This is a genomic window from Actinomadura sp. 6N118, assembly GCF_044326415.1.
In the GTDB taxonomy this organism is placed as follows: domain Bacteria; phylum Actinomycetota; class Actinomycetes; order Streptosporangiales; family Streptosporangiaceae; genus Spirillospora.
This window is the reverse complement of the sequence record NZ_JBIRAZ010000001.1, coordinates 175,501-197,939: the sequence shown is the minus strand read 5'-3', so window position 1 is coordinate 197,939 and position 22,439 is coordinate 175,501. Positions and strand designations below refer to the sequence as shown.

The following is a 22,439-nucleotide window of genomic DNA, read 5'->3' as shown; positions in this document are numbered from 1 at the left end:
CGCCGGGAGGGCGGCCCGTTTCGAGAGGAGTCCCGATGAGGACTTTTGTGAAGGTGCTCGTACCGCTGGCGATGGCGGGGGCCACGCTGGTGCCTGCTACGGCGGCGACAGCGGCTCCGGCTTCGCAGGACGTGACTGCGGCGGCTCGGGCGTTCTCGGTGACCCGGACGGTCGGGATCAACCCCAGGCGCAACCTGATCAGTGGCAGCGGGGCGATCAGGGACCTGACGGCGGGGAGGGACGCCGTAGCGGTTCAGACGTTCATCCAGCGGCGGGTCGGCAACAGGTGGGTGAACGTTGTGCGCGGGCGCAAGGCGGCGGGCAACGACGTCGCCATCAGCCGCATCGCCTGGCGGCGGTGCGCCAACGGGAAGATCTACCGGGTCAAGGTGAACTTCAACTACAAGAACCGCGCGCGGGGAAGCGTGTTCACGCGGGCTGTCGTGTGCTGATTTAAGGGGTGCCCATCCCGGGTTCTCCGGGATGGGCGCTCACAGCGTCTCGATCACTGTTTGGGCGATCACTGTGGTGTAGCGGATCACTCCTGGGGAGCTGACGGTGCAGCGGTCAAGGATCGTGCTGGTGCTGCTGCAGAGCTGGCGTGGGTCGTGGTCAGGGTGCAACTGGGCGACACCGCCGAACGTGCGGGGTTTGCTGCAGAGGCCGTAGCGGCGCTCGGTCTCGTCGCAGGGCAGGTAGGCCGTCCAGCGATAGCGGCCGTTGGGGACCACCTCGTAGACGTTGGCCGCCAGGCTGACCTGGTGGCCGGCGTCTGACACCAGGTCACCGAATTCGTCGGCGGTGGTTTGGTAGATCTTCTCGTTCAGGCGGCGGACGCGGTCTGGGCGAGCACGGTCAGGGCCTTGGAGGATCCAGACGATGCGGGGGCGAGGGATGGCGAGGCGTTTGGCCTCCTGGCCGATTTGCTGGGCCGTCTGCCGGGCGGCGGACAGGTAGCGGGTGAAGTACTCCTCGCTGCCGGGGCCTCCGCTGCCCGTGCAGCCGGTCGTGGTCGAGCTATGACCCCAGAACTGCAGCAGTACCAGGCGTGGTTTAGTCCGTGCCATCAGGGCGGGCAGGCGATCCGGGCGCAGGAAGTCGCACAGTGCGGCACCTGAACGGGTAGAGGAGACGAGCCGGGCCTTGCCACTGCGATGGATGAAGTAGGTCAACGCGCTGGAGGTCTCCGTGGCGATCGAGTCTCCTACGTAGAGCACCGTGGGCACCTTGGCAGGGGCGGCTGGAGGCCTGCGCAATTGGGCCTCGGTTGGGGGTGGGACCTGAAGGGCTCCGGGAGGCTTCGGCTGGACACCTTCGACTGACAGCGGTTGCCGCTGCTTCGGACCGTCCGAGGAGTTGTCGAGGGTCAGCGTCACGCCTATGGCGATGAGCACTGCGATTGCGACCAGCTCGATTACCAGGCGCCCGCGCCACAACTTTCTGGCTAGACCGTTCTGTGGAACGGGCACTGGTGGCGTCGTCTTTTCTGGCTCGGCTTCTTGGGTGGGTGGCGGCCCTGGAGGGGCTGCCTCTGCCACGGCTACTCGGCGGCGGGCTGCGGCCCACTCCTGCACTTCGTCGTCACCGCAACCACAGGCCCGGACGAACGCTGTGACCAGATGCTCCTGCGGTACGCGGTCACGGGCCAACGCCGAGGTCACCGTCGTGCGCGGCAACGCCTCGCCAAATTGGGCTGCCCGCCTTTCCAACTGCCGAAAGCTCAACCCCGCCCAGGTCTTCAACTGCCGCATGGCGCCGACGAAGTCGGCGGGAGTCGCGGCATGGCGGGGCGTGGGCCTGTCCAATTCCTTCTCGAAGACCACTACGGCACCTCCCTCATCCCTAGAGGCAGGGGGACCGATCGGTCACCCCGGCCTCACGAACGAGACAACAATGCCCGTCCTGCCGTCGGCTCTCGGTGCCTAGAGACGCAAGAGACCGGAAGCGGTCTCATGGAACGCGCCAGTGTTGACAGAGGCGGAAGGCCATTGAGGGAGGCGCCGTCCGGTTTAGAAGGACCTCCAGATCTTGAACCATCCGATGTCATCGTTCATGCGGTCACCCACATATGCGGTGGTGTAGCCGGAGTAGTACCGAGTCGTCCTCCCGTCGTTGGCCACAGCCTGCTGCCTGTCGCAGGAGGCGCGCGTCTCGAACGAAGAGATGTTGCGACGCCACCACGAGTCCAGTTCGAGTACGTATCCCGTGTCGTCGCAGGGCCCGTACCATCCGGCGACAGCGGTGAAGGCGCCGCCGAAGTCACTGTCCCCGTTCCAGTACATGAGCACGGTCTGTTCGTTGATGCGCAGGTCGGCCTTGTCGTCCGCGCACGTGCGTGAGACAACGCGCGATGCCTTCTCGCCTGGTTTCACCCGATCCAGGACCACCAGGCAGTTTTTCCCTTGTTGGGAGGTGGCAGCTGCCTTTTCCGAGGCACTCGGGGACGGCGTCGCCGCCGCGCTCGGAGTAAAGGTGAAGGCCGTGCACACAGCGGCTGCGGCGAGTGCGGTGCGCGTGAAGTTGCGCATTGTTACCCCCATTGGAAGCCTGACTTGAACGTAAGCAGCCTGCCCGTGCGCTGATCATGTCGGCAGACTGGATCCTGCCAACTTTCACCGCTTTCGTGCCAAGCCGTTCCGGCGGCCCCCGGGGGTTCCCCGAGGAGGCCGCGGGGACGGGCGTCACGGTCAACTCGGTCATCGCGGGGCCCACGCACAGCTCGCCGTTCGCGTCCGCCACGACGGGCGGCGCGCTGCGGGCCGACGGCGGGTACGTGGACTCCGTTCTCCCTAGACCTTGATGGGGAGGGTGGCGGGGCCGCGTAGGTTGATGCGGCCATTCCATTCGACTTCGCCTGCGAGGGCTAGGTCGGGAAAGCGTCGTACCAGGCGTTCGAACGCGACGCGGCCCTCCAGGCGGGCCAGGGCGGCGCCCAGGCAGTGGTGCGGGCCGACGCTGAACGCCACGTGCTGCCGGGCGTTCTCGCGGTCGATCCGGAGCCTGTCGGCGTCAGGTCCCCAGAACTTCTCGTCGCGGTTGGCCGATGCCAGGCAGGCGATGACGAAGGCCCCGGGCGGGATCTCGCGGCCCTGGGCGACGTGCGGTTTGAGGATGATCCGCCTGGTCTGCTGCACCGGGCTGTCGTACCGCAGGAACTCCTCCACCGCGTTGCCCGCGAGCTCCGGACGGTCGCGGAGCAGCGTCAGCTGGTCCGGGTGGCGCAGCAGCGCGATCGTGCCGTTCGCGATCAGGTTGACGGTCGTCTCGTGGCCCGCGACGTAGAGAAGGACGACCTGGGCGACGAGTTCGTCGTCGCTGAGCCGGTCACCGCCGTCTTCGGCGGCGATGAGCGCGCTGAGCAGATCGTCCGCCGGGTCGGCGCGCTTCCACTCGATCAGCTCCCGGGTGATCGCGGTCATCTCCACACCCGCGTCGGAGATCTCCTTGAGGACGTCCGGGTCGAAGACCGGCTCCAGTGAACGGACGAGCTTGCCGCTCAGTTCGCGGATGCGGACGTGGTCGGTGGGCGGCATGCCGAGCATGGTGGAGATGACCGCGAACGGCAGCGGGAACGCCAGCTCCTCGACCAGATCGGCCTGGCCCGCGGCGGCGATCCGATCGAGTGAGGCGTCGACGAGCTTGGTGATCCCGGGTTCGAGCGCGGCGATCGACCGCGGCGTGAACACCTTGGACACCAGAGAACGCAGGCGCGTGTGGTCCGGTGGGTCACGGTCGAGCATGGACAGGTTGAGCACGTTGAGGCCGTCGCGTTCCAGCTGGGCGAACTGTTCCTGAGCCGCGCCCTCGACGGTCGTCAGCCGCGCGTCGACCGAGTGCCCGGCGCGCAGCAGCGCGACGACGTCCTCGTGATCGCTCAGGAACCAGAAGCCGAGCGGGTGCTCCTGCACCGGGTCGTCCTGGCGCAGCATGCGGTACGCCGGATACGGGTCGTCGGTGAAACCGGGCTCGAACGGGTTGAAGAACGTTTCCATCTCTGTCATCGGGTGCTCCCCTCAGAAAGCGGAGATCCACCTGCATGGCTGGATCAGGCGTTGCGAGCGCGTGGCAGACGTCACTGAGCTGGTGGTGGTGCCCACGTGCGACGGTGTCGTTGCGAGCCGGGGCCAGTCGTCCGGCTTCCGGTAGACACCGGTCGCGGCGTGCAGCATCAGCTGGTGACGAGCGTGCAGGGGCGCCAGCGCCGCATGGTGGAGGTGCGCGTCCAGCATGAATCTGGCGGTGGGCATGGTGTCCGAGAGATCGAGCCACAGCTCGTCGAGCGCGGCCGGCAGATCCGATGGCCAGGCTTCGAGCAGGGCGTCGAGGCGCGCGTCGAAGGCCCGGTACCAGCGCACCTGGAGCTCCAGCAAGAACCCCTCGAGGCCGCCGAATTCGGCGTCCACCTCTGCTTGCCGCCGTTCCGGAAGCTCCGGCCGGCCGTCGCTGGCGATGTCCGCCAGCACCTCATGAACCACCTGGTGGCGGCGGTGTGTCCGGCTCCACGACATCGTGAATACCTACTTCATGTTGGAGACATACGCTGTGTATGTTCGTATACTCCTTGCATGTCACCTGTCAAGAGCAGGCGTGAGCAGTACTCGGACGAGACCCGGGCCGCCCTGCTCGACGCGGCCACCCGCCGGTTCGCCGAGCACGGCTTCGCCAAGACGTCCCTGGAGGACGTCGCCACCGACATCCGGGCGACCCGCGGCGCGGTCTACCACCACTTCCCGAACAAGACCGCCCTGTTCGAGGCCGTGTTCCACGAACTGGAGTCCGAGATGATCCGCCGGGTCACCGAGGTGGCCGCAGGCGAGACCGACCCTTGGCAGGCGGCGATGAGCGCCGTGCAGACGTTCCTCGACGGCTCCTGCGACCCCGTTTACGGGCGCATCGTGTGGCAGGAGGCCCCCATCGCGCTCGGCTGGCAGCGCTGGCGCCAGTGCGAGGAGAAGTACGCCTACGGCCTCATCGAGGAGACGATCCAGATCTTGGTGGAGAGCGGCGACATGCCGCCCTTGCCGCTCGAACCGGTGGCCCGCATCACCTTCCACATCCTCGGCGCCGCCGGGATGGCTCTTGCCGAAGCACCCCAAGAGGACAAGGAACGCGTCCGCGACGAGTACGGACGAGCCATACGCCACATCCTCAACGGCGCCCGCCTCCCCCGCTCCTAAGGTCCTGCCCCCAGCGGCTGGCCACCGGCTTATCGGGGTTTAACGCCCTGACCGGCATGCTCCTGGCGGGAGTGTGCGGCGTGCTCCGGCAAGGGGCATGGCGGCATGCTCCGGCAAGGGGGTGTGGCAGGCATGCGGGTGTTGATCGTTGAGGACGAGCGGTTGCTCGCGGACACGATCGCGGACGGGCTGCGCGAAGAGGCGATGGCCGTGGACGTGGTGTACGACGGGGACGTCGCCCTGGAGCGGGCCGCCTACATCGAGTACGACGTGATCGTGCTGGACCGCGACCTGCCCACCGTGCACGGCGACGACGTGTGCCGGGAACTGGTGGCCGGGCGGGGCGCAGGGCGGATCCTGATGCTGACGGCCGCCGGTGAGGTCGAGGAACGCGTGGACGGGCTCCTCATGGGCGCCGACGACTATCTCCCCAAACCGTTCGTCTTCAGCGAGCTGGTCGCGCGGGTCCGGGCGTTGTCGCGCCGGTCGGTGCCGCCGGTGCCCCCGATCCTGGAGAAGGCCGGGATCAGGCTCGATCCGTACCGCCACACGGTTGAACGGGACGGGCGCGAACTCAAGCTCACCAAGAAGGAGTTCACCGTGCTGGAGGAACTGCTCAGGGCCGGCGGGGGCGTGGTGAGCGCGGAGCGGCTGCTCGACCGGGCCTGGGACGAGAACATCGATCCGTTCAGCAACATCGTGCGGGTGACGATGGCCACCCTGCGCAAGAAGCTGGGTGAGCCGGCGGTCATCGAGACGGTGACGGGCTCGGGGTACCGGCTGTGACGCGCCTGAGTGTGCGGGCTCGGCTGACGCTGGTGTACGGGACGTTGTTCCTGGTGACCTCCGCGGTCCTGGTCGGCGTGACGTACCTGCAGACGGTCAAGGCCATGGACAAGCGGTTCAACGTCACGTTCCAGACGGAGAAGACGGAGAAGATCCCGGCGATGCAGTCGCTCCAAGGGCTGGATCAGGTGCCACCGGCGCAGCGCTTCCAGCGGCTCCTCACCGCGCGCGGTGAGCTCCAAGCGGAGGTCGACAAGCGTCTTCAGGAGCAGAAGCGGGACGTGCTGGAGCAGATGTTGCAGAGCTCGGTGGTCACGCTGCTCTTCCTTGGGCTCGCCGGCATCGGGATCGGCTACCTGGTGGCGGGCAGGACGCTGCGCCCGATCCACATGGTCACGGCGACCGCGCAGCGCCTGTCGGAGAGCAACCTGCATGAACGGATCGCGCTGACCGGCCCGCAAGACGAGATCAAGGACCTCGCCGACACGTTCGACCGGATGCTGGACCGGCTGCACCGCGCGTTCGACGCCCAGCGGCGTTTCGTGGCGAACGCGTCGCACGAGCTGCGCACCCCGCTGACCATCAACCGGACGGTGCTGGAGGTGGCCATCGCGAGCCGCAAGAACCCTCCGGAGACCAAGGCGCTGGCCGACGTCCTGCTGGGCAACACGGCGCGGCACGAACGGCTGATCAACGGCCTGCTGCTGCTGGCGCGTTCCGAACGGGAGCTGAACGCGCCGACGCCGACGCCGCTCGAGGACGTGGTGCGCAGCGCGGTCGACCAACTGGACGAACTCGCGGGCGAGACGGACGTGGACGTGACCGTGGAGGTCTCGCCCGCGACGACGGTCGGTGATCCGGTGTTGCTGGAACGGTGCGCGGTCAATCTGCTGGAGAACGCGCTGAAGTACAACGTGCCCGGCGGCCAGGTCTGGGTCAGGACGTGGCGGCGGCGAGACCAGGTGATGTTGCGGGTGGAGAACACCGGCCGGCCGGTCCCCTCGTACGAGCTCACCACGATCTACGAACCCTTCCGCAGGCTGGGCGCCGACCGGATCGGGTCGGCCGGCGGCGCAGGGCTCGGCCTGTCGATCGTGCGCGCGGTGGTGCGTGCGCACGGCGGCACACTTGACACGCTCGCCCGCCCGGAAGGCGGGCTCGCGATCACTGTGCGGCTGCCTGCGGCCCCTTCGGCTGCTCTTCCGCAGGCTCGGTGACGTACGGCGCGGCCAGCGGCATCACCTCGGAAACAGGCGGCGCCGGCCAAGCGGAAGGCCAGCTCACCCGCCCTTCAAAGGTCAACTCCTCATCGCTCACCTGAGGGACGGTGCTCAGCTGATTCTTAGCGGACGCCTGCTCCTCAGTGGGCCCCTGCTCCTCACCGGGCGCCTGCTCCTCGGCTGGGGGCTGATCTTCGGCGGCCGACGGAGGGGTGACGGCGGCGGGGACGATGGGGATGGCGGTGCGGGGGGCTGCGGTCAGCCAGCGGTGGACGACCTTGCCCGTCGCGTTGCGGGGCAGCTCAGCCAGGAAGTGCACATCGCGTGGCACCGCATAGCGCGCGACCTGGGTGTGCACGTACGAACGGACGGCCTCGGGGTCGAGGTCCACGCCGGGCAGGGTCACGATGTAGGCGGCCAGGCGCTGGCCCCATTCGTCGTCCGGCACTCCGACCACCGCCACCTCGTGCACGCCGGGCAGCTTGAGGAGGGCGTCCTCCACGTCGCGCGGCACCACGTTCTCCCCGCCCGACACCACCAAGCCGTCGACCCGGCCGTCCACGAACAGCAGCCCGCGGTGGTCGACGTGGCCGAGGTCGCCCGTCGACAGCAGGCCGTCCCGTACTTCGGTCGGCTCGCCGCCCGTGTATCCCTCGAAGAGCAGCTCGTTGGCCGCGAAGATCCGCCCGATCGTGGACCGCCCGACCGGGCGGTCCCGGTCGTCGAGGATGACCAGGCGAGTGTTGCGGGGTGGCCGCCCCGCCGTGCGCGGGTCGGTGCGCAGGTCGCGTGGCGTCGCGATCGACACCCAGGACGCCTCGGTGGACCCGTAGACGTTGTAGAGGACGTCGCCGAACGCGTCCATGAAGCGGGTGGCCAGCTCTCCCGGCAATGCCGCGCCCGAGAGCGCGACGATCCGCAGTGAGGACGAGTCGTACTTACCCCGGACCTCCTCGGGCAGGTCCATGATGCGCTGGATCATGACCGGCACCGCGAAGACCGTGACGTCGCGGTGCCCGGCCATCGCGCGCAGCGTCCCCTCGGCGTCGAACCTGCGCCGCAGCACCACCGGAGCGCGCAGGCCCCAGGCCATCTGCAGCGCCGCGTACCCCCACGTGTGGAAGAGCGGCGCCTCGATGATCATTGTCTGGCGGGCGCGCAGCGGGATGCGCGAGGTCATCGAGGCCAGCGGCCACAGGCCGGGACGCGGCGGGCGGCGGGCACCCTTGGGGCGGCCCGTGGTCCCGGAGCTGAGCACGATCGTCCGGCTGTTGATCTGCGGCGGCCGCAGCTCCGGCGCCGGGCTGGCGTGCACGATCTGGTCGATCGTCCGGCCGGCCCCGGCCGGATCGCCGGGCTGGTCGGCCCACACGACCACGCGGCGGAGAGACTGCGGCAAGGCGGCCAGCAGCGGCGCGAACTCGGCGTCGGCGACCACCAGGTCCATCCGCAGCTCGGTCAGCACGTTGCGCAGCTGCCCGGCCCCGAACCCCGTGTTGAGCAGCACGACCTCGACGCCGCGCTTGCTGCAGGCGACCAGGGTCTCGACCATGCCGCGATGGTTGCGGCAGAGCACGCCGACGCGCGGCCGCGGGCCGTCCAGGGGCAGCCCCACCGCGAGGCGCGTGCTGCGGTCGTCGAGCTCCGCGAACGTCAGGATGCCCTGCTCGTCGATGACGGCGGGACGGTCAGGGCTGCGGGCCGCGCTGGAGACGATCACGCCGGCCAGTGTCGTCCCCCACAGCCGGAGCAGGCCGAACTGGTGGAACAGGCGCTGCGGCGTGCCGCTGAACAGCAGGCCGGTGCGCGTCAACATGGCGGCTAGATCACGGATGTGTCCGATCCGCCGCAGCGGTCCAGGGCGATAGGCGGGCCTGGCGTGCGCCACCGCATCCTCCTCCCCGAAACCAGCGGAGCCGGCCGGGGGGCGGTGTTCCCTTCGGGGTCGGTCCCCCCACAGGGAACAACTGACCTCCGGTCACGGTACCCACGGGGTCGTAGGCGAACAAGGGCACGTCGACCCTGACCGTTTGTCAGTGGTTACTGACGAGTACTATTAGCAGTTACCAACGAGTAGCATCGATGACGGGCTCAAGCCACAAAGCCCGTCCGCAAGCCACCCAGCGCGTCCATAAGCCACCCAGTCCGTCCGCAAGCCAGCAAGGAGGACGACCCGTGCCCCGTACCGCACGCGACGTCGTGTTCGTCGACGGTGTCCGCACGCCGTTCGGCAAGGCGGGCCCCAAGGGCCTGTACGCGGAGACCCGCGCCGACGACATGGTCGTCCGCGCCATCCGCGAGCTGATGCGCCGCAACCCGTCGCTGCCGCCCGAACGGGTCGACGAGGTCGCGATCGCCGCCACCACCCAGACCGGCGACCAGGGCCTGACCATCGGCCGGTCCGCCGCCGTGCTGGCGGGCCTGCCGAAGTCGGTCCCGGGCTATGCCATCGACCGGATGTGCGCGGGCGCGATGACCGCCGTCGCCAACACCGGCGCGGGCATCTCCTTCGGCTCGTACGACGTGGCCATCGCGGGCGGCGTCGAGCACATGGGCCGGCACCCGATGGGCGAGGGCATCGACCCCAACCCGCGGTTCCTGGCCGACAAGCTCGTCGACCCGTCCGCGCTGGTCATGGGCTCGACCGCGGAGAACCTGCACGACCGGTTCCCGCAGATCACCAAGGAGCGCGCCGACGCCTACGCGGTGCGCAGCCAGCAGAAGGTCGCCGCCGCGTACGCCGCGGGCAAGATCCAGCCGGACCTGGTGCCGACCGCGATCCGCTCCGGGGAGAAGGGCTGGGGGCTGGCCACCGAGGACGAACCGCCGCGCCCCGGCACGACGCTGGAGGACCTCGCCAAGCTGAAGACGCCGTTCCGCGTGCACGGCAACGTGACCGCGGGCAACGCCGCCGGTCTGAACGACGGCGCCACCGCCTGCCTGATGGTCGCCGAGGACGTGGCCGCCGAGCTCGGCCTCACCCCGAAGATGCGCCTGATCGACTTCTCGTTCGCCGGTGTGGAGCCCGAGGTCATGGGTGTCGGCCCAGTGCCGGCCACCGAGAAGCTGCTGGCCCGCAACTCCCTCACCATGGACGACATCGGCCTCATCGAGATCAACGAGGCGTTCGCCGTGCAGGTGCTCGCGTTCCTGGAGCACTTCAAGATCGCCGACGACGACCCGCGCGTGAACCCGTGGGGCGGCGCGATCGCGTTCGGCCACCCGCTGGCCTCCTCGGGCGTGCGCCTGATGAACCAGCTGTCGCGGCACTTCGAGGAGCGCGCCGACGTCCGCTACGGCCTCACCACGATGTGCGTCGGCATGGGCATGGGCGGCACCGTCCTCTGGGAGAACGTGAACTACGAGGGGGCCAAGTGAGCACGCAGAATGGCGCGGGCATCAAGGACATCTTCGCGGACGAGGTCGTCACGCACGCGCGGGTACGCGACGTCGCGCTGCCCTACGGGGCGGGCACGCTGGCGCTGATCACGCTCGACAACGGCTTCGACCACACCAAGCCCAACACCTTCGGCCCGAACGGCCTGACCGAGCTGAACGAGGCCATCGACGCCGTCGCCGCGCGCGACGACCTCGTGGCCGTCGGCGTCACCGGCAAGCCGTTCATCTTCGCGGTCGGCGCCGACCTCAAGGGCGTGCCGCTGGTCCAGAAGCGCGAGGACGCCCTCGCCATCGGCAAGCTCGGCCACGACGTCTTCCGCCGCCTCGGCGAGCTCGCGATCCCGTCGTTCGCGTACGTGAACGGAGCGGCGATGGGCGGCGGCGTCGAGATCGCGCTGCACTGCTCGTACCGCACCATCTCCTCGGGCGTGCCCGCGCTGGCGCTGCCCGAGACGTTCCTCGGCCTCGTGCCCGGCTGGGGCGGCACCTACCTGCTGCCGAACCTCATCGGCGCGGAGAAGGCCCTCAAGGTCGTCATCGACAACCCGCTCGCGCAGAACCGCATGCTCAAGGGCAGGCAGGCGTACGACCTGGGCATCGCCGACGCGATCTTCGAGCCGGCCGACTTCCTGGAGGAGTCGCTCGCCTGGACCGCCCGCGTGCTCACCGGCGCGCTGGAGGTCAAGCGTCCCGAGGTCGACAAGGGCAAGGCCTGGGACGACGCGATCGCGCTCGCCCGCTGGAACGTCGAGGGCAAGCTCCACGGCGCCGCGCCGTCCTACGTCCGCGCGCTGGACCTCGTGGCCGCCGCCAAGGACCGTACGCGCGACGAGGGCTTCGCCGCTGAGGACGAGGCGCTCGCCGACCTCATCATGAGCGACGAGCTGCGCGCCGGCCTGTACGCGTTCGACCTCACCCAGAAGCGCGCCAAGCGGCCCGCCGGCGCCCCGGACACGAGCCTGGCCCGCAAGGTCACCAAGGTCGGCGTCGTCGGCGCCGGTCTGATGGCCGGGCAGCTCGCGCTGCTGTTCGCCCGCCGCCTCGAGGTGCCGGTCGTGCTGACCGACCTCGACCAGGAACGCCTCGACAAGGGCGTCGCCTACACCCACGGCGAGATCGACAAGCTGCTCGCCAAGGGCCGGGTGTCGGCCGACAAGGCCAACCGTCTCAAGGCCCTGATCAGCGGCTCGCTCACCAAGGACGCCTTCGCCGACGCCGACTTCGTCATCGAGGCGGTCTTCGAGGAGATGTCCATCAAGCAGAAGGTGTTCGCCGAGTTGGAGGAGCATGTCTCCCCCGAGTGCGTCCTGGCGACCAACACCTCCTCGCTGTCGGTGTCGGAGATGGGCGCGCAGCTCAAGCACCCCGAGCGGGTCGTGGGCTTCCACTTCTTCAACCCGGTCGCTGTGCTGCCGCTGCTGGAGATCGTCCGCGGCGAGCGGACCGACGACGCCGCGCTGGCCACCGCGTTCGCGGTCGGCAAGCAGCTGAAGAAGTCGTGCGTGCTGGTCAAGGACGCTCCGGCGTTCGTGGTCAACCGCATCCTGCTGCGCCTGATGGCCGAGATCATCCAGACGGTGGACGAGGGCACCCCGATCGAGGTGGCCGAGCGTGCCGCCGGGCCGCTGGGCCTGCCGATGCCCCCGTTCGTGCTGATGGGCCTGGTCGGCCCGGCGATCGCGCTGCACGTGAACGAGACGCTGCACGGCGCCTTCCCCGAGCGCTTCCCGCTCTCGGAGAAGTTCGCCAAGTTCGTCGCGGCCGGGAAGAAGGGCGTCTACCTGCCCGACTTCACCATCGACCCGGAGGCGGCCGAGATCTTCGGCGGCGGCACCAGCCCCTCGACCGAGGAGCAGGTGCTGGAGCGCGCTCTCGACGCGCTCGCCGGGGAGATCAAGCTCATGCTCGACGAGGGCGTGGTGCAGGCCGCGCAGGACATCGACCTGTGCATGATCCTCGGCGCCGGTTGGCCGTTTCACCTGGGCGGCATCACGCCGTACCTGGACCGCAGCGGCGTCGCGGAGAAGGTCAACGGCACCCGCTTCCTGGCCCCGGGCGTAGCCGGCATCCCGCGCTGACGCGACGCTGGAGGAAGAGGCCGGAGTAAAGCCGGAGTAGAGCCAGAGCAAAGAGGTGTCCCGAGCTTTCGGGGCGCCTCTTTGCGTACTTCCTGGTGCTTCACGTACCTCGGCGTGTTTCGGCCGTCCGGAACAGGTGATGATCCTCCCCGTCGTGTCACCCGGCGTGAAGGGCCAGAACGGTGAGCCTGTTCCGCACCAAGTCCGTCGAGCAGTCGATCCTGGACACCGAGGAGCCCGGCCACCGGCTCCGCCGCGCCCTGTCGGCGCTGGACCTGGTCATCTTCGGCGTCGGCGTGATCATCGGCACCGGCATCTTCGTGCTCACCGGGCAGGTGGCCAAGGACAAGGCCGGGCCGGCGGTGGCCATCTCGTTCGTCCTCGCCGCCGTCGTCTGCGGCCTCGCCGCGCTCTGCTACGCCGAGTTCGCCTCGACCGTGCCGGTGGCGGGCTCCGCCTACACGTTCTCGTACGCGACGCTCGGCGAGTTCCCGGCCTGGATCATCGGCTGGGACCTGATCCTGGAGCTGGCCCTCGGCGCCGCCGTGGTCTCGGTCGGCTGGGCGGGCTACGCCGCCTCGCTGCTGGACGACATCGGCATCACGCTGCCCGCGTCCATCAGCAATCCACCGGGTGAGGGCGGCACCGTCAACATCCCGGCGATCCTGCTGGTCCTGGCGGTCACCAGCGTGCTCGTGCTCGGCATCAAGATAACGTCCCGGGTGAACGCGGCGGTCGTGGCGATCAAGGTCTCGATCGTGCTGCTGGTGATCATCGCGGGGCTGTTCTTCATCAAGGCCGACAACTACACGCCGTTCATCCCGCCGTCGCAGTCCACCCCCTCGGTGGAGGGGATGCACGCACCGCTCATGCAGGTGCTGTTCGGCATCACGCCGGTGAGCTTCGGGTGGCTGGGCATCTTCGCCGCCATCGCGCTGGTGTTTTTTGCCTACATCGGTTTTGACGTAGTCGCCACCGCGGCCGAGGAGTCCCGGCGACCGCAGCGCGACATGCCGATCGGCCTCATCGGGTCGCTCGCCATCACGGCCACGCTGTACGCGGCTGTGTCCCTGGTCGTCGTGGGCATGCAGAACTACAAGCAGCTCAGCACCGACGCGCCGCTGGCCGACGCGTTCAAGGCCGCGGGACATTCGACGTTCGCCACCGTGATCAGCATCGGCGCCGTCGTCGGGCTCATCACCGTGGTGCTGATCCTCCTGCTCGGCCAGAGCCGGGTCTTCTTCGCGATGAGCCGCGACGGCCTCATGCCGCCCTGGTTGTCGGCCGTCCATCCCAGGTTCGGCACGCCGTACCGTTCGACGATCATCATGGGTGTCATCGTGGCGGCGCTCGCCGGATTCATCCCGCTGTCCAAGCTGGCCGAGCTGGTCAACATCGGCACGCTCTTCGCCTTCGTGGTCGTGTCGATCGGCGTGGTGATCCTGCGGCGCACCCGGCCCGAGCTGCCCCGCGCGTTCCGTACTCCGATGGTGCCGCTGACCCCGATCCTGTCGGTGCTGGCCTGCCTCTTCGTGATGCTCAACCTGCCGGTGGACACCTGGCTGCGGTTCCTGGCCTGGATGGTGCTCGGCGTCCTGATCTACTTCGGGTACGGCCGCCGCCACAGCCGCCTCGGCGCGCGGCACGGCACGCGATGATCCGGTTCCTGGTGTCCTTTTGCCTCGCGCCTGGGCACAATGGCGCCCATGGCAGCTCCTCTGCATGTTGCGGTGATCGGATCAGGACCGGCGGGCCTCTATGCCGCCGAGGCCCTGGTGAAGCAGACGGACGGCGAGGTGAAGGTCGACGTCTTCGACCGGCTGCCGACGCCGTACGGGCTGGTCAGATACGGGGTCGCGCCGGACCATAAGTCGATCAAGTCGATCGCCCGCTATCTCCAGCGCGTGCTGGAGACATCGGACGTGCGGTTCTTCGGCTGCGTGGAGCTGGGCCGTGACGTGACCCGTGCCGAGCTCCTCGACTGCTACGACGCGGTGATCTACTCGACCGGCGCCATGGTCGACCGGCATCTGGGCATCCCCGGCGAGGACCTGCCCGGCAGCATCGCCGCCACCGACTTCGTCAACTGGTACTGCGGCCATCCCGACGCCGCCGACCACACGTTCGACCTGTCGGTCGAGGAGGTCGCCGTCATCGGCGTCGGCAACGTCGCCGTCGACGTCGTCCGCATCCTGGCCAAGACCGCCGACGAGCTGCGCGAGACCGACGTGCCCGAGCAGGTGCTGGAGGCGCTGTCCAAGAGCCGGGTACGCCGCATCCACATGATCGGGCGGCGCGGGCCGGCGCAGGCCAAGTTCACGACCAAGGAGGCGCGCGAGCTCGGCGACCTGCCCCACGCCGAGATCCACGTGCGCCCCGAGGACATGGACCTCGATCCGGCGAGCGCCGAGGTCGCCGAGAACGACCGGCACGTGCGCGGCAACATCAAGGTGCTGAACGGCTGGACCGGGGAGCCCGCGGGAGACCGGCCGCGACGGATCGACGTGCGGTTCTGGCTCGCCCCGCAGGAGATCACCGGCACCGGCCGGGTGGAGGCGCTGCGCCTCGAACGCACACGCCTGGACGAGACGGGCCGCGTGCGGGGCACCGGGGAGTACGAGACGCTCCCGGTCGGCATGGTGCTCCGCTCCGTGGGCTACCAGAGCGTGGCGCTGGAGGGCGTGCCGTTCGACGAACGTTCGTACGTGGTGCCGAACGAGGGCGGCCGCGTCATCGGGCCCGACGGCGCGCAGATTCCCCGGGAGTACGTGGCGGGCTGGATCAAGCGCGGGCCCACCGGTGTCGTCGGCACCAACAAGGCCGACGCCGCCGAGACCGTGCGGCACCTGCTCGCCGACCTGTCAGAACGAGAGGAACCTCCCGCCCACAAGATCGAGGAGCTGCTGGAGTCCCGCGGCCTGCCGATCGTCACCTACGCCGACTGGCTCAATCTGGATGCCGCCGAGATCGAACTGGCGCGTTCACTCGCCCGGGGCGAAAGGGTCAAACTGGCCCACTGGGAAGCAATGCGAAACGCCTGCCGACCCTCCTGAAAAGCCGGAACGATCAGGTCGAAACCGCCAAAGAGTCACTTCACCCCGGCGCGTTCTTCCGAATCGCACAACCTTCCGGGCCAATCGCGGCAAACTCCCGGAGGAGCGAGACAGGCCGCGCGGAAATAGTGACGAGAGTGTGATCGGAGCGCTACGGTGCGCGTGTGACCGGCGGTCCAGAGCTGTACGGATTCCCCCCGCCCGGCATGCTGCCCGACCTACGGTGGCTCGGTCCGGACTACGTCTCCGTACTCGTCTACGACCTGACGCGGGGCCTGCTGCGCCAGGACACAGGCACGCGCGTGATGGGAGTGCGCTGCGAAGGCGAGCCCGAACTGACGGCTGCCGTCGATCCGGCGGGCGTCATCAGGGCCCACGACGTGACCTTCCGGCTCCAGATCTTCGTCCGCGACGGCGCCGGCCGCCCGTGGCGCCTCACCGGCAGCTGGACCTACTCCGGCCGCGAGCTCGGCACGCCCACCGCGTCCATCACCCACTTCTGGCAACTCCACTCCGCCGAAGCCGTCTGAGGCGGCTGCTCAGACGGCCTCCGGCGGAGTGGGTGCTCAGTCGGCGGTGCGGGTGCTCAGCCGGCCGGGGGGTCGGGGGCTCAGTCGGCGGGGGTCGGGTGCGGGGCCTCGATGTTGGTCACCTTGGCGAAGGCCTCGGTGATGTCGCGGGCGAGGTCTTGCTCGTTCAGGCCGATGTCGGTGAGGATCTCGCCGCGCGAGGCGTGGTCGAGGAACTCCTGCGGGATGCCGAAGGTGCGCAGCGGGATGTCGACGGCGGCGTCGCGCAGGAGACGCCCCACGGCGTCGCCGACGCCGCCCGTGCGGCCGTTGTCCTCGACGACGGCGACCAGGCTGTGCTCGGCGACCAGGCCGGCCAGGGCGGGGTCGAGCGGCTTGACCCAGCGCGGGTCGACGACCGTGACGCCGATGCCCTGCGCCTGCAGCCGGTCGGCGGCGGCCACCGCGGCGGCGGCCATGGGGCCGACGCTCACGATGAGGACGCGGGCGCCGTTGGCGCCGTCATGCCGGGCGAGCACGTCCATCCCGCCGACCGTGTCGATGGCGTCGACGTCGGCGCCGACGGGGCCCTTGGGGTAGCGGATCGCGCTCGGGCCGTCGGAGATCGCCACGCAGTCGCGCAGCAGCTCGCGCAGCCGGGCGCCGTCGCGCGGGACGGCCACGCGCAGGCCCGGGACCAGCTGCAGGATCGACAGGTCCCACATGCCGTTGTGGCTGGCGCCGTCGTTGCCGGTCACGCCGGACCGGTCGAGGGCGAACGTCACCGGCAGCTTGTGCAGCGCGACGTCCATCAGCACCTGGTCGAACGCGCGGTTGAGGAACGTCGCGTACAGCGCGACCACCGGGTGCATCCCGCCCATCGCCAGGCCGGCGGCGGAGGTGGCGGCGTGCTGCTCGGCGATGCCGACGTCGTAGATGCGGTCGGGGAACGCGTCGGCGAACGGAGCCAGGCCGACCGGGTAGAGCATGGCGGCGGTGATGCCGACGACGTCGCGGCGTTCGCCGCCGATGGCGAGCATCTCCTCGCCGAACACCTTGGTCCAGCTCGGGCCGCCGCCCTTGGCCTTGATCTCGCCCGTGACCGGGTCGAACGCGCCGGGGCCGTGGAAGCAGTCTTCCTCGTGGTTTTCGGCGGGGGCGTAGCCGCGGCCCTTCTGGGTGATGCAGTGGACGATGACGGGACCACCGAACCCGCGGGCCTTGCGGAGGGCGCGCTCGACGGCCTCCTCGTCGTGGCCGTCGATGGGCCCGACGTACTTCATGCCGAGGTCCTCGAACATGGCCTGCGGCTGCAGGACGTCCTTGAGGCCCTTCTTGATGCCGTGCAGCGCCTCGTACGCGACGGTGCCCACGATCGGGGCCCTCGGCACGGTCTTCTTGATGAGGTCGAGAGCGTGCTCGTAGCCCTGGGTCACCCGCAGGTTGGCCAGGTGGCTTGCCAGCCCGCCGATCGTCGGGGAGTAGGACCGGCCGTTGTCGTTCACGACGATGATGACCGGGCGGTCCTTGCCCGCCGCGATGTTGTTGAGCGCCTCCCAGCACATGCCGCCGGTCAGCGCGCCGTCGCCGACGACGGCGACGACACTGCGCGACTCGCCGCGCAGCTGGTAGGCCTTGGCCAGCCCGTCGGCGTACGACAGGGCGGTGGAGGCGTGGGAGTTCTCGATCAGGTCGTGCTCGGACTCGGACTGGCTCGGGTAGCCCGACAGCCCGCCGCGCTGGCGCAGCAGCGTCCAGTCGTGCCGGCCGGTGAGCATCTTGTGCACGTACGCCTGGTGGCCGGTGTCGAAGAGGATCTTGTCGTGCGGCGAGGTGAAGACCCGGTGCAGGGCCATGGTGAGCTCGACCACCCCCAGGCTGGGGCCCAGGTGGCCGCCGGTCTTGGAGACCGCGTCCACCATGAACTCCCGGATCTCCCTCGCGAGCTGCGGCAACTGCGTGGCGTCCAGTCGCTTGAGGTCCTCCGGACCCGTGATCGACTCCAGCAAGCTCACCCCACCTACCTCCCCTTCCCCCTTCAGGTTGCTCCGTCGGGGACACGCGCCCCAGGCTCCCCCCGGGTCTTGCCGAGTTTAGTCCCGCTTTGCCGACGCTGGGGCTTGGGGTAAGGCCTCCCGAGTTTCTCTACACCGAATCTCCACAGGCCCAGAGTGCGGTATCTGTAGAGCTATGGGTGTCGAGGAGATAGTCCTGCTCAACGAGGCCGACGAAGCAATTGGTACCGCCCCGAAAGCGGAGAGTCACCATCGGGATACGCCTTATCACCTGGCCTTTTCCTGTTATCTGGTCGACCCCAATGGCCGGGTACTGATCACACGGCGCGCGCTGGACAAGCGGACCTTCCCGGGCGTGTGGACGGGCAGCTGCTGCGGCCACCCCGGCCCGGGCGAGGGGCTGCGCGCGGCGGTCCTGCGGCGCCTGGAGACCGAGCTGGGGGTGACGGCCGACACGATCACGTCCGTGCTTCCCCGCTTCCGTTACCGGGCGACGGCCTCGAACGGCGTCGTCGAGTACGAGCGGTGTCCCGTCGTCCGGGCGGTCACGGCGGACGCCGAGCCACGCCCCGGACTCGATCCCGCGGAGGTGGCCGAGGCCGAGTGGCGGACGTGGGACGAGTGCCTGGAGCTCGTCCGGCACCCCGACTCCTCGCCCTGGTACCGGCTGCAGCTCGCCGAGCTCGCTCCGCTCGGCGCCCCGCTCGGCTGGCCCGACGCGGGCACCGGCGACCTCCCACCGGCCCTCGCTTGGTGATCTCTCCAGGCCCTCACCTGAGGATCTCACCGGCCCTCACCTGGTGATCTCCATCGGCGCGCCCACCGGGCCGGGGCGTCACCCCTGGATACGCTCTCACCTGGCTTATAACCGGAAGATTTCGGTTCGCTCGCCGGTGTTGACCCGGCGTGCCCACCGAGCAGACGCTTGTTAGTGCGGCTGATCCGGCCGGAGGGTCGGGCGGGGTGGATTGGTCGGGTGAGGGAGGACGGACGATGCGCGTACCTGAGGTCCATATCCGATGGAAGGCACTCGCCGCAGTGGCGGTCAGCGGAGCGCTGCTGATCTCCGGTTGCGGCGGAGGTGATGACGACGGCGGCGGCAAGGGCGGTGGAGACGCCTCGCAGGTCGAGGTCTTCTCCTGGTGGACCGGCCCGGGCGAGGCGGACGGCCTGAACGCCATGAAGGCCGATTTCGAGAAGAAGAACCCGGGGACCAAGTTCGTCAACGCCGCCATCGCGGGCGGCTCGGGCACGCAGGCGCAGGCCGTGCTGGCCAGCCGCCTCCAGAACCGCAAGCCCCCGGACTCGTTCCAGGGCCACGCGGGCGCGGAGCTCCTCGACTACATCAAGCAGGGGCAGATCGAGTCACTCGACGCGTTCTACGACCAGAACAACCTGCGGCAGGCCTACCCGCAGCAACTCCTGGAGCAGATCTCCTACCAGGGCAAGATCTACTCGGTGCCGGTGAACATCCACCGCTCGAACATGCTCTGGTACAACCCCGGGATCCTGAAGGACGCCGGGGTGTCCGGCCCGCCCAAGTCGGTCGCCGAGTTCATCACGGCGCTCAAGGCGGTCAAGGACAAGACCGGGAAGGTCCCGCTGTCGCTGGGCGCCCAGTGGACCGCGAACCACCTGCTGGAGAGCGTGCTGCTCGGCGACCTCGGCACCGACGCCTACAACGCGCTCTGGAAGCCGGGCGCCGACTGGGGCAGTGCCGCCGTCACCAAGGCGCTGACGGACTTCGCCGAGATCATGAAGTACACGACGGCCGAGGCCGCCTCCACTGACTGGCAGGGCGCGTCCAAGGCGGTCGTGGATGGCAAGGCCGCGTTCAACATCATGGGCGACTGGGCCTACGGCTACTTCACCGGCTCCGCGCCGAACGGGCTCGGCAAGAAGGACGGCACCGACTTCAAGTACGCGGCCTCCCCTGGCACGGACGGCACGTACATGTGGCTGTCCGACAGTTTCACCCTGCCCAAGGGCGCACCGCACCGCGGCGGCGCCCTCGCGTGGCTGAAGGTCGCGGGCAGCAAGGAGGGCCAGGACCTCTTCAACCCGAAGAAGGGCTCCATCCCCGCCCGTAAGGACGCCGACAAGAGCCTCTACAAGGGTTACCTGGAGTATGCGCTGAACGAGTGGAACAAGCCTGGCATCAAGCTGGCCGGCTCGTTCTGGCACGGCGTCTACTCCAGCAAGCGGTGGCACGCCGACATCGACACCGCGGTCGGCCTCTTCCTCCAGAACAAGGACGTGGCCAAGCTGCAGAGCGCGCTGGTCACCGCCGCCAAGAACAACAACACGCAGTGACGAGCCCGGACGTCACGCCGCCCGTGGCCCGCGAATCAATCGCGGGCCGCGGGCGACACGGGCGACATCGGCGCGGGTGGCACGCGTGGCGTCGCCGCGCGCCGCGCTGGCTGCCGGGGCTGCTGCTGCTCTCGCCGTCCATCGTGGCGATCGGCCTGTTCGTGTACGGGCTCATCTTCTGGAACACCCGGGTCGCGGTCAGCGGCAAGCACGACATGGTGTCCCCGTACGGGTTCGACAAAGGCAAGAACTTCGTCGACCTGTGGGACGTGCCGAGCTGGCCCGGCGCGGTGCGGCACGCGCTGCTCTTCACCGCCGTCTTCGTGGTCGGCGCCCTGGTGCTGGGCTTCCTCCTGGCGTTCCTGATGGAGAAGGGCATCAAGGCCGAGGCCGGATTCCGGGCGATCTACCTCTTCCCGATGGCGGTCTCGTTCATCGCGAGCGGCGTCGTCTGGCGGTGGCTGATGAACCCGGCGCCGCCGGAGCGAGCGGTCGGGCTCAACCAGCTGTTCAACAAGCTCGGACTCGGCGCGCTGGGCAACGACTGGTGGCAGAACCCCCGGCTCGGCATGGCGGCGATGGCGCTGCCGGCGATCTGGCAGATGTCGGGGTACGTGATGGCGCTCTACCTGGCTGGCTTCCGCGGCGTGCCCGAGGACCTGCGGGAGGCGGCCCGGGTGGACGGCGCCTCCGAGTGGAAGGTCTACCGGTATGTGGTGCTCCCCCAGTTGCGGCCGGTCACGTTGTCGGCGCTGATCATCCTGGGCCACATCTCGCTGAAGGTGTTCGACCTCATCATGGCGATCGCGGGCAAGCAGATCATCACGTACGTGCCGGCGGTCGCCACGTACGTCGAGGTGTTCGACCGCGGCGACCCGGCCAACGGCGCGACCATCGCCACGTATCTACTGGTCGCGGTGGGGCTGCTGGTCATCCCCTACCTCGTGTGGTCCGTACGGGCGGAGCGTGACCGATGACCGCGACGACCACGGCCGCCACCCGCCCTCGGCGGCGCGTTCCGCTGCCCGGCCCCGGCGGAATGCGGATGATCCGGTTCGCTGTGCTGCTGGTGTTCGTGGTGGTCTTCCTGATCCCGGTGTACGTGCTGGTCGTGACCAGCTTCAAGTCGCTGCAGGAGGCCGATCCGTCCACCGCGTGGAGCCTGCCGAAGGACTGGAGCCTGGACGGCTGGCGGTCGGCCTGGGACACGCTCCGGCCGGGGCTGGAGAACAGCTTCAAGATCTCCGTCCCTGGTGCGCTCATCTCGGCGGTGCTCGGCTCGCTCAACGGCTACGTGCTGTCGAAGTGGCGCTTCCCGGGGGCGGACGCGGTCTTCACGCTGTTCCTGTTCGGGATGTTCATCCCGTACCAGGCCGTGATGATCCCGCTGCAGGGCCTGCTCACCGATCTGGAGCTGGTCGGCAGCATCCGCGGGCTGGTCCTGGCGCACGTGGTGTACGGCATCCCGATCTGCACGCTGATCTTCCGGAACTACTACGTCACGATCCCGAACGAGCTGATCGAGGCGGCCCGGGTCGACGGCGCCGGGATGCTCCGCACCTACCGTTCGATCGTGCTGCCGGTCTCAGGCCCGGCGTTCGCGGTCGTCCTGATCTGGCAGTTCACGTCGATGTGGAACGACTTCCTGTTCGCGGTCTTCCTGGGCTCGCAAGAGAGCTGGCCGGTCACCGTGCTGCTCAACAACACCGCGGGCTCGGGCGCGGTCGCCGTCCAGTACAACCAGCAGATGGCCTCGGCGCTGCTTGCGTCGCTGCCGACGCTGGTGGTCTACATCGTGCTCGGCAGGTTCTTCATGCGCGGCCTGATGGCGGGGGCGCTCAAGGGCTGACCTGATCCGGCCATTCTGTGACCCAAGCCATACAACCAGT

19 protein-coding genes and 1 pseudogene are annotated in these 22,439 nt (G+C 69.1%); 14 read left to right on the top strand and 6 right to left on the bottom strand.

Translation table 11 applies throughout. The features are described 5' to 3' along the window. Positions 1-35 precede the first annotated feature (35 nt). Positions 36-452, top strand: coding sequence for a hypothetical protein (locus tag ACH34W_RS00810; RefSeq protein ID WP_395958679.1), 417 nt, complete (start codon positions 36-38; stop codon positions 450-452). Between the two features lie 39 nt (positions 453-491). Here ACH34W_RS00810 and ACH34W_RS00805 read toward each other — a convergent pair whose 3' ends face one another. Together ACH34W_RS00805 and ACH34W_RS00800 are read right to left on the bottom strand one after the other, a co-directional pair. Continuing rightward, positions 492-1,217 (bottom strand): hypothetical protein, encoded by a 726-nt coding sequence (locus tag ACH34W_RS00805; RefSeq protein ID WP_395958678.1) that lies wholly within the window; start codon positions 1,215-1,217, stop codon positions 492-494. Between the two features lie 792 nt (positions 1,218-2,009). Continuing rightward, positions 2,010-2,528 carry a hypothetical protein gene (locus ACH34W_RS00800; RefSeq protein ID WP_395958677.1) on the bottom strand — a complete coding sequence of 173 codons (519 nt, stop codon included), beginning with the start codon at positions 2,526-2,528 and terminating at the stop codon, positions 2,010-2,012. Positions 2,529-2,647: 119 nt separating this feature from the next. On the opposite strand from ACH34W_RS00800, the pseudogene ACH34W_RS00795 reads away from it, so the two are divergent. After that, positions 2,648-2,800 (top strand): annotated as a pseudogene (locus tag ACH34W_RS00795) (oxidoreductase); the annotation flags it as partial. Here ACH34W_RS00795 and ACH34W_RS00790 read toward each other — a convergent pair. Both ACH34W_RS00790 and ACH34W_RS00785 read right to left on the bottom strand, forming a co-directional pair. Further along, entirely contained in the window at positions 2,790-4,001 is a 1,212-nt protein-coding gene (locus ACH34W_RS00790; RefSeq protein WP_395958676.1) for a cytochrome P450, read from the bottom strand. The pseudogene ACH34W_RS00795 and the gene ACH34W_RS00790 sit on opposite strands and share 11 nt — an antisense overlap. A 12-nt stretch (positions 4,002-4,013) precedes the next feature. Further along, positions 4,014-4,463: a hypothetical protein gene (locus tag ACH34W_RS00785; RefSeq protein WP_395958675.1), complete on the bottom strand. Its 450-nt coding sequence runs from the start codon at positions 4,461-4,463 to the stop codon at positions 4,014-4,016. A gap of 102 nt (positions 4,464-4,565) precedes the next feature. Here ACH34W_RS00785 and ACH34W_RS00780 point away from each other — a divergent pair, with 102 nt between their 5' ends. The 3 genes from ACH34W_RS00780 to ACH34W_RS00770 all read left to right on the top strand — a co-directional run bounded on the left by ACH34W_RS00780 (position 4,566) and on the right by ACH34W_RS00770 (position 7,180). Further along, the gene (locus tag ACH34W_RS00780) at positions 4,566-5,177 is read left to right on the top strand and encodes a TetR/AcrR family transcriptional regulator (protein ID WP_395958674.1); all 612 of its coding nucleotides are present in this window, start codon (positions 4,566-4,568) and stop codon (positions 5,175-5,177) included. 132 nt (positions 5,178-5,309) lie between these two features. After that, positions 5,310-5,963 (top strand): response regulator transcription factor, encoded by a 654-nt coding sequence (locus ACH34W_RS00775; protein WP_395959277.1) that lies wholly within the window; start codon positions 5,310-5,312, stop codon positions 5,961-5,963. Beyond that, a complete protein-coding gene (locus ACH34W_RS00770; RefSeq protein WP_395958673.1) occupies positions 5,960-7,180 on the top strand; it encodes a sensor histidine kinase in 1,221 nt (406 codons plus the stop codon). Before ACH34W_RS00775 ends, ACH34W_RS00770 begins: the two co-directional genes overlap by 4 nt. Here the strand turns inward: ACH34W_RS00770 and ACH34W_RS00765 are convergent. Further along, positions 7,128-9,071: an AMP-binding protein gene (locus tag ACH34W_RS00765; RefSeq protein WP_395958672.1), complete on the bottom strand. Its 1,944-nt coding sequence runs from the start codon at positions 9,069-9,071 to the stop codon at positions 7,128-7,130. The genes ACH34W_RS00770 and ACH34W_RS00765 overlap by 53 nt on opposite strands. Before the next feature lie 287 nt (positions 9,072-9,358). Between ACH34W_RS00765 and ACH34W_RS00760 the strand changes: the two genes are divergently transcribed. The 5 genes from ACH34W_RS00760 to ACH34W_RS00740 all read left to right on the top strand — a co-directional run bounded on the left by ACH34W_RS00760 (position 9,359) and on the right by ACH34W_RS00740 (position 16,243). Further along, positions 9,359-10,561 (top strand): thiolase family protein, encoded by a 1,203-nt coding sequence (locus tag ACH34W_RS00760; RefSeq protein WP_395958671.1) that lies wholly within the window; start codon positions 9,359-9,361, stop codon positions 10,559-10,561. Beyond that, the gene (locus tag ACH34W_RS00755; protein ID WP_395958670.1) at positions 10,558-12,660 is read left to right on the top strand and encodes a 3-hydroxyacyl-CoA dehydrogenase NAD-binding domain-containing protein; all 2,103 of its coding nucleotides are present in this window, start codon (positions 10,558-10,560) and stop codon (positions 12,658-12,660) included. The genes ACH34W_RS00760 and ACH34W_RS00755 overlap by 4 nt, the downstream gene beginning before the upstream one ends. A gap of 182 nt (positions 12,661-12,842) precedes the next feature. Then, positions 12,843-14,318, top strand: a complete 1,476-nt coding sequence (locus ACH34W_RS00750) for an amino acid permease (RefSeq protein ID WP_395958669.1) — start codon at positions 12,843-12,845, stop codon at positions 14,316-14,318. A 39-nt stretch (positions 14,319-14,357) separates the two neighbouring features. Further along, positions 14,358-15,713: an FAD-dependent oxidoreductase gene (locus ACH34W_RS00745; RefSeq protein WP_395958668.1), complete on the top strand. Its 1,356-nt coding sequence runs from the start codon at positions 14,358-14,360 to the stop codon at positions 15,711-15,713. 164 nt (positions 15,714-15,877) lie between these two features. Then, positions 15,878-16,243 (top strand): hypothetical protein, encoded by a 366-nt coding sequence (locus ACH34W_RS00740; RefSeq protein WP_395958667.1) that lies wholly within the window; start codon positions 15,878-15,880, stop codon positions 16,241-16,243. 80 nt (positions 16,244-16,323) lie between these two features. Here the strand turns inward: ACH34W_RS00740 and dxs are convergent, their stop codons facing one another. After that, a complete protein-coding gene (gene dxs, locus ACH34W_RS00735) occupies positions 16,324-18,237 on the bottom strand; it encodes a 1-deoxy-D-xylulose-5-phosphate synthase (protein ID WP_395958666.1) in 1,914 nt (637 codons plus the stop codon). Between the two features lie 175 nt (positions 18,238-18,412). On the opposite strand from dxs, the gene idi reads away from it, so the two are divergent. The 4 genes from idi (at position 18,413) to ACH34W_RS00715 (ending at position 22,399) form a co-directional block, all read left to right on the top strand. Continuing rightward, entirely contained in the window at positions 18,413-18,994 is a 582-nt protein-coding gene (idi, locus tag ACH34W_RS00730; RefSeq protein WP_395958665.1) for an isopentenyl-diphosphate Delta-isomerase, read from the top strand. A gap of 236 nt (positions 18,995-19,230) precedes the next feature. Next, entirely contained in the window at positions 19,231-20,550 is a 1,320-nt protein-coding gene (locus tag ACH34W_RS00725; protein ID WP_395958664.1) for an ABC transporter substrate-binding protein, read from the top strand. Beyond that, positions 20,547-21,527 carry a carbohydrate ABC transporter permease gene (locus ACH34W_RS00720; protein ID WP_395958663.1) on the top strand — a complete coding sequence of 327 codons (981 nt, stop codon included), beginning with the start codon at positions 20,547-20,549 and terminating at the stop codon, positions 21,525-21,527. Before ACH34W_RS00725 ends, ACH34W_RS00720 begins: the two co-directional genes overlap by 4 nt. After that, complete coding sequence (locus tag ACH34W_RS00715) at positions 21,524-22,399, top strand: carbohydrate ABC transporter permease (protein ID WP_395958662.1); 876 nt, start codon at positions 21,524-21,526, stop codon at positions 22,397-22,399. Before ACH34W_RS00720 ends, ACH34W_RS00715 begins: the two co-directional genes overlap by 4 nt. Positions 22,400-22,439: the final 40 nt, after the last annotated feature.

What these genes read in the sequence shown, in the direction of transcription:
- ACH34W_RS00810 (WP_395958679.1), top strand. Translation starts at nt 36, where the DNA reads ATGAGGACTTTTGTGAAGGTGCTCGTACCGCTGGCGATGGCGGGGGCC.
- ACH34W_RS00800 (WP_395958677.1), bottom strand. Translation starts at nt 2,528, where the DNA reads ATGCGCAACTTCACGCGCACCGCACTCGCCGCAGCCGCTGTGTGCACG.
- ACH34W_RS00790 (WP_395958676.1), bottom strand. Translation starts at nt 4,001, where the DNA reads ATGACAGAGATGGAAACGTTCTTCAACCCGTTCGAGCCCGGTTTCACC.
- ACH34W_RS00780 (WP_395958674.1), top strand. Translation starts at nt 4,566, where the DNA reads ATGTCACCTGTCAAGAGCAGGCGTGAGCAGTACTCGGACGAGACCCGG.
- ACH34W_RS00775 (WP_395959277.1), top strand. Translation starts at nt 5,310, where the DNA reads ATGCGGGTGTTGATCGTTGAGGACGAGCGGTTGCTCGCGGACACGATC.
- ACH34W_RS00745 (WP_395958668.1), top strand. Translation starts at nt 14,358, where the DNA reads ATGGCGCCCATGGCAGCTCCTCTGCATGTTGCGGTGATCGGATCAGGA.
- idi (WP_395958665.1), top strand. Translation starts at nt 18,413, where the DNA reads ATGGGTGTCGAGGAGATAGTCCTGCTCAACGAGGCCGACGAAGCAATT.
- ACH34W_RS00725 (WP_395958664.1), top strand. Translation starts at nt 19,231, where the DNA reads ATGCGCGTACCTGAGGTCCATATCCGATGGAAGGCACTCGCCGCAGTG.
- ACH34W_RS00715 (WP_395958662.1), top strand. Translation starts at nt 21,524, where the DNA reads ATGACCGCGACGACCACGGCCGCCACCCGCCCTCGGCGGCGCGTTCCG.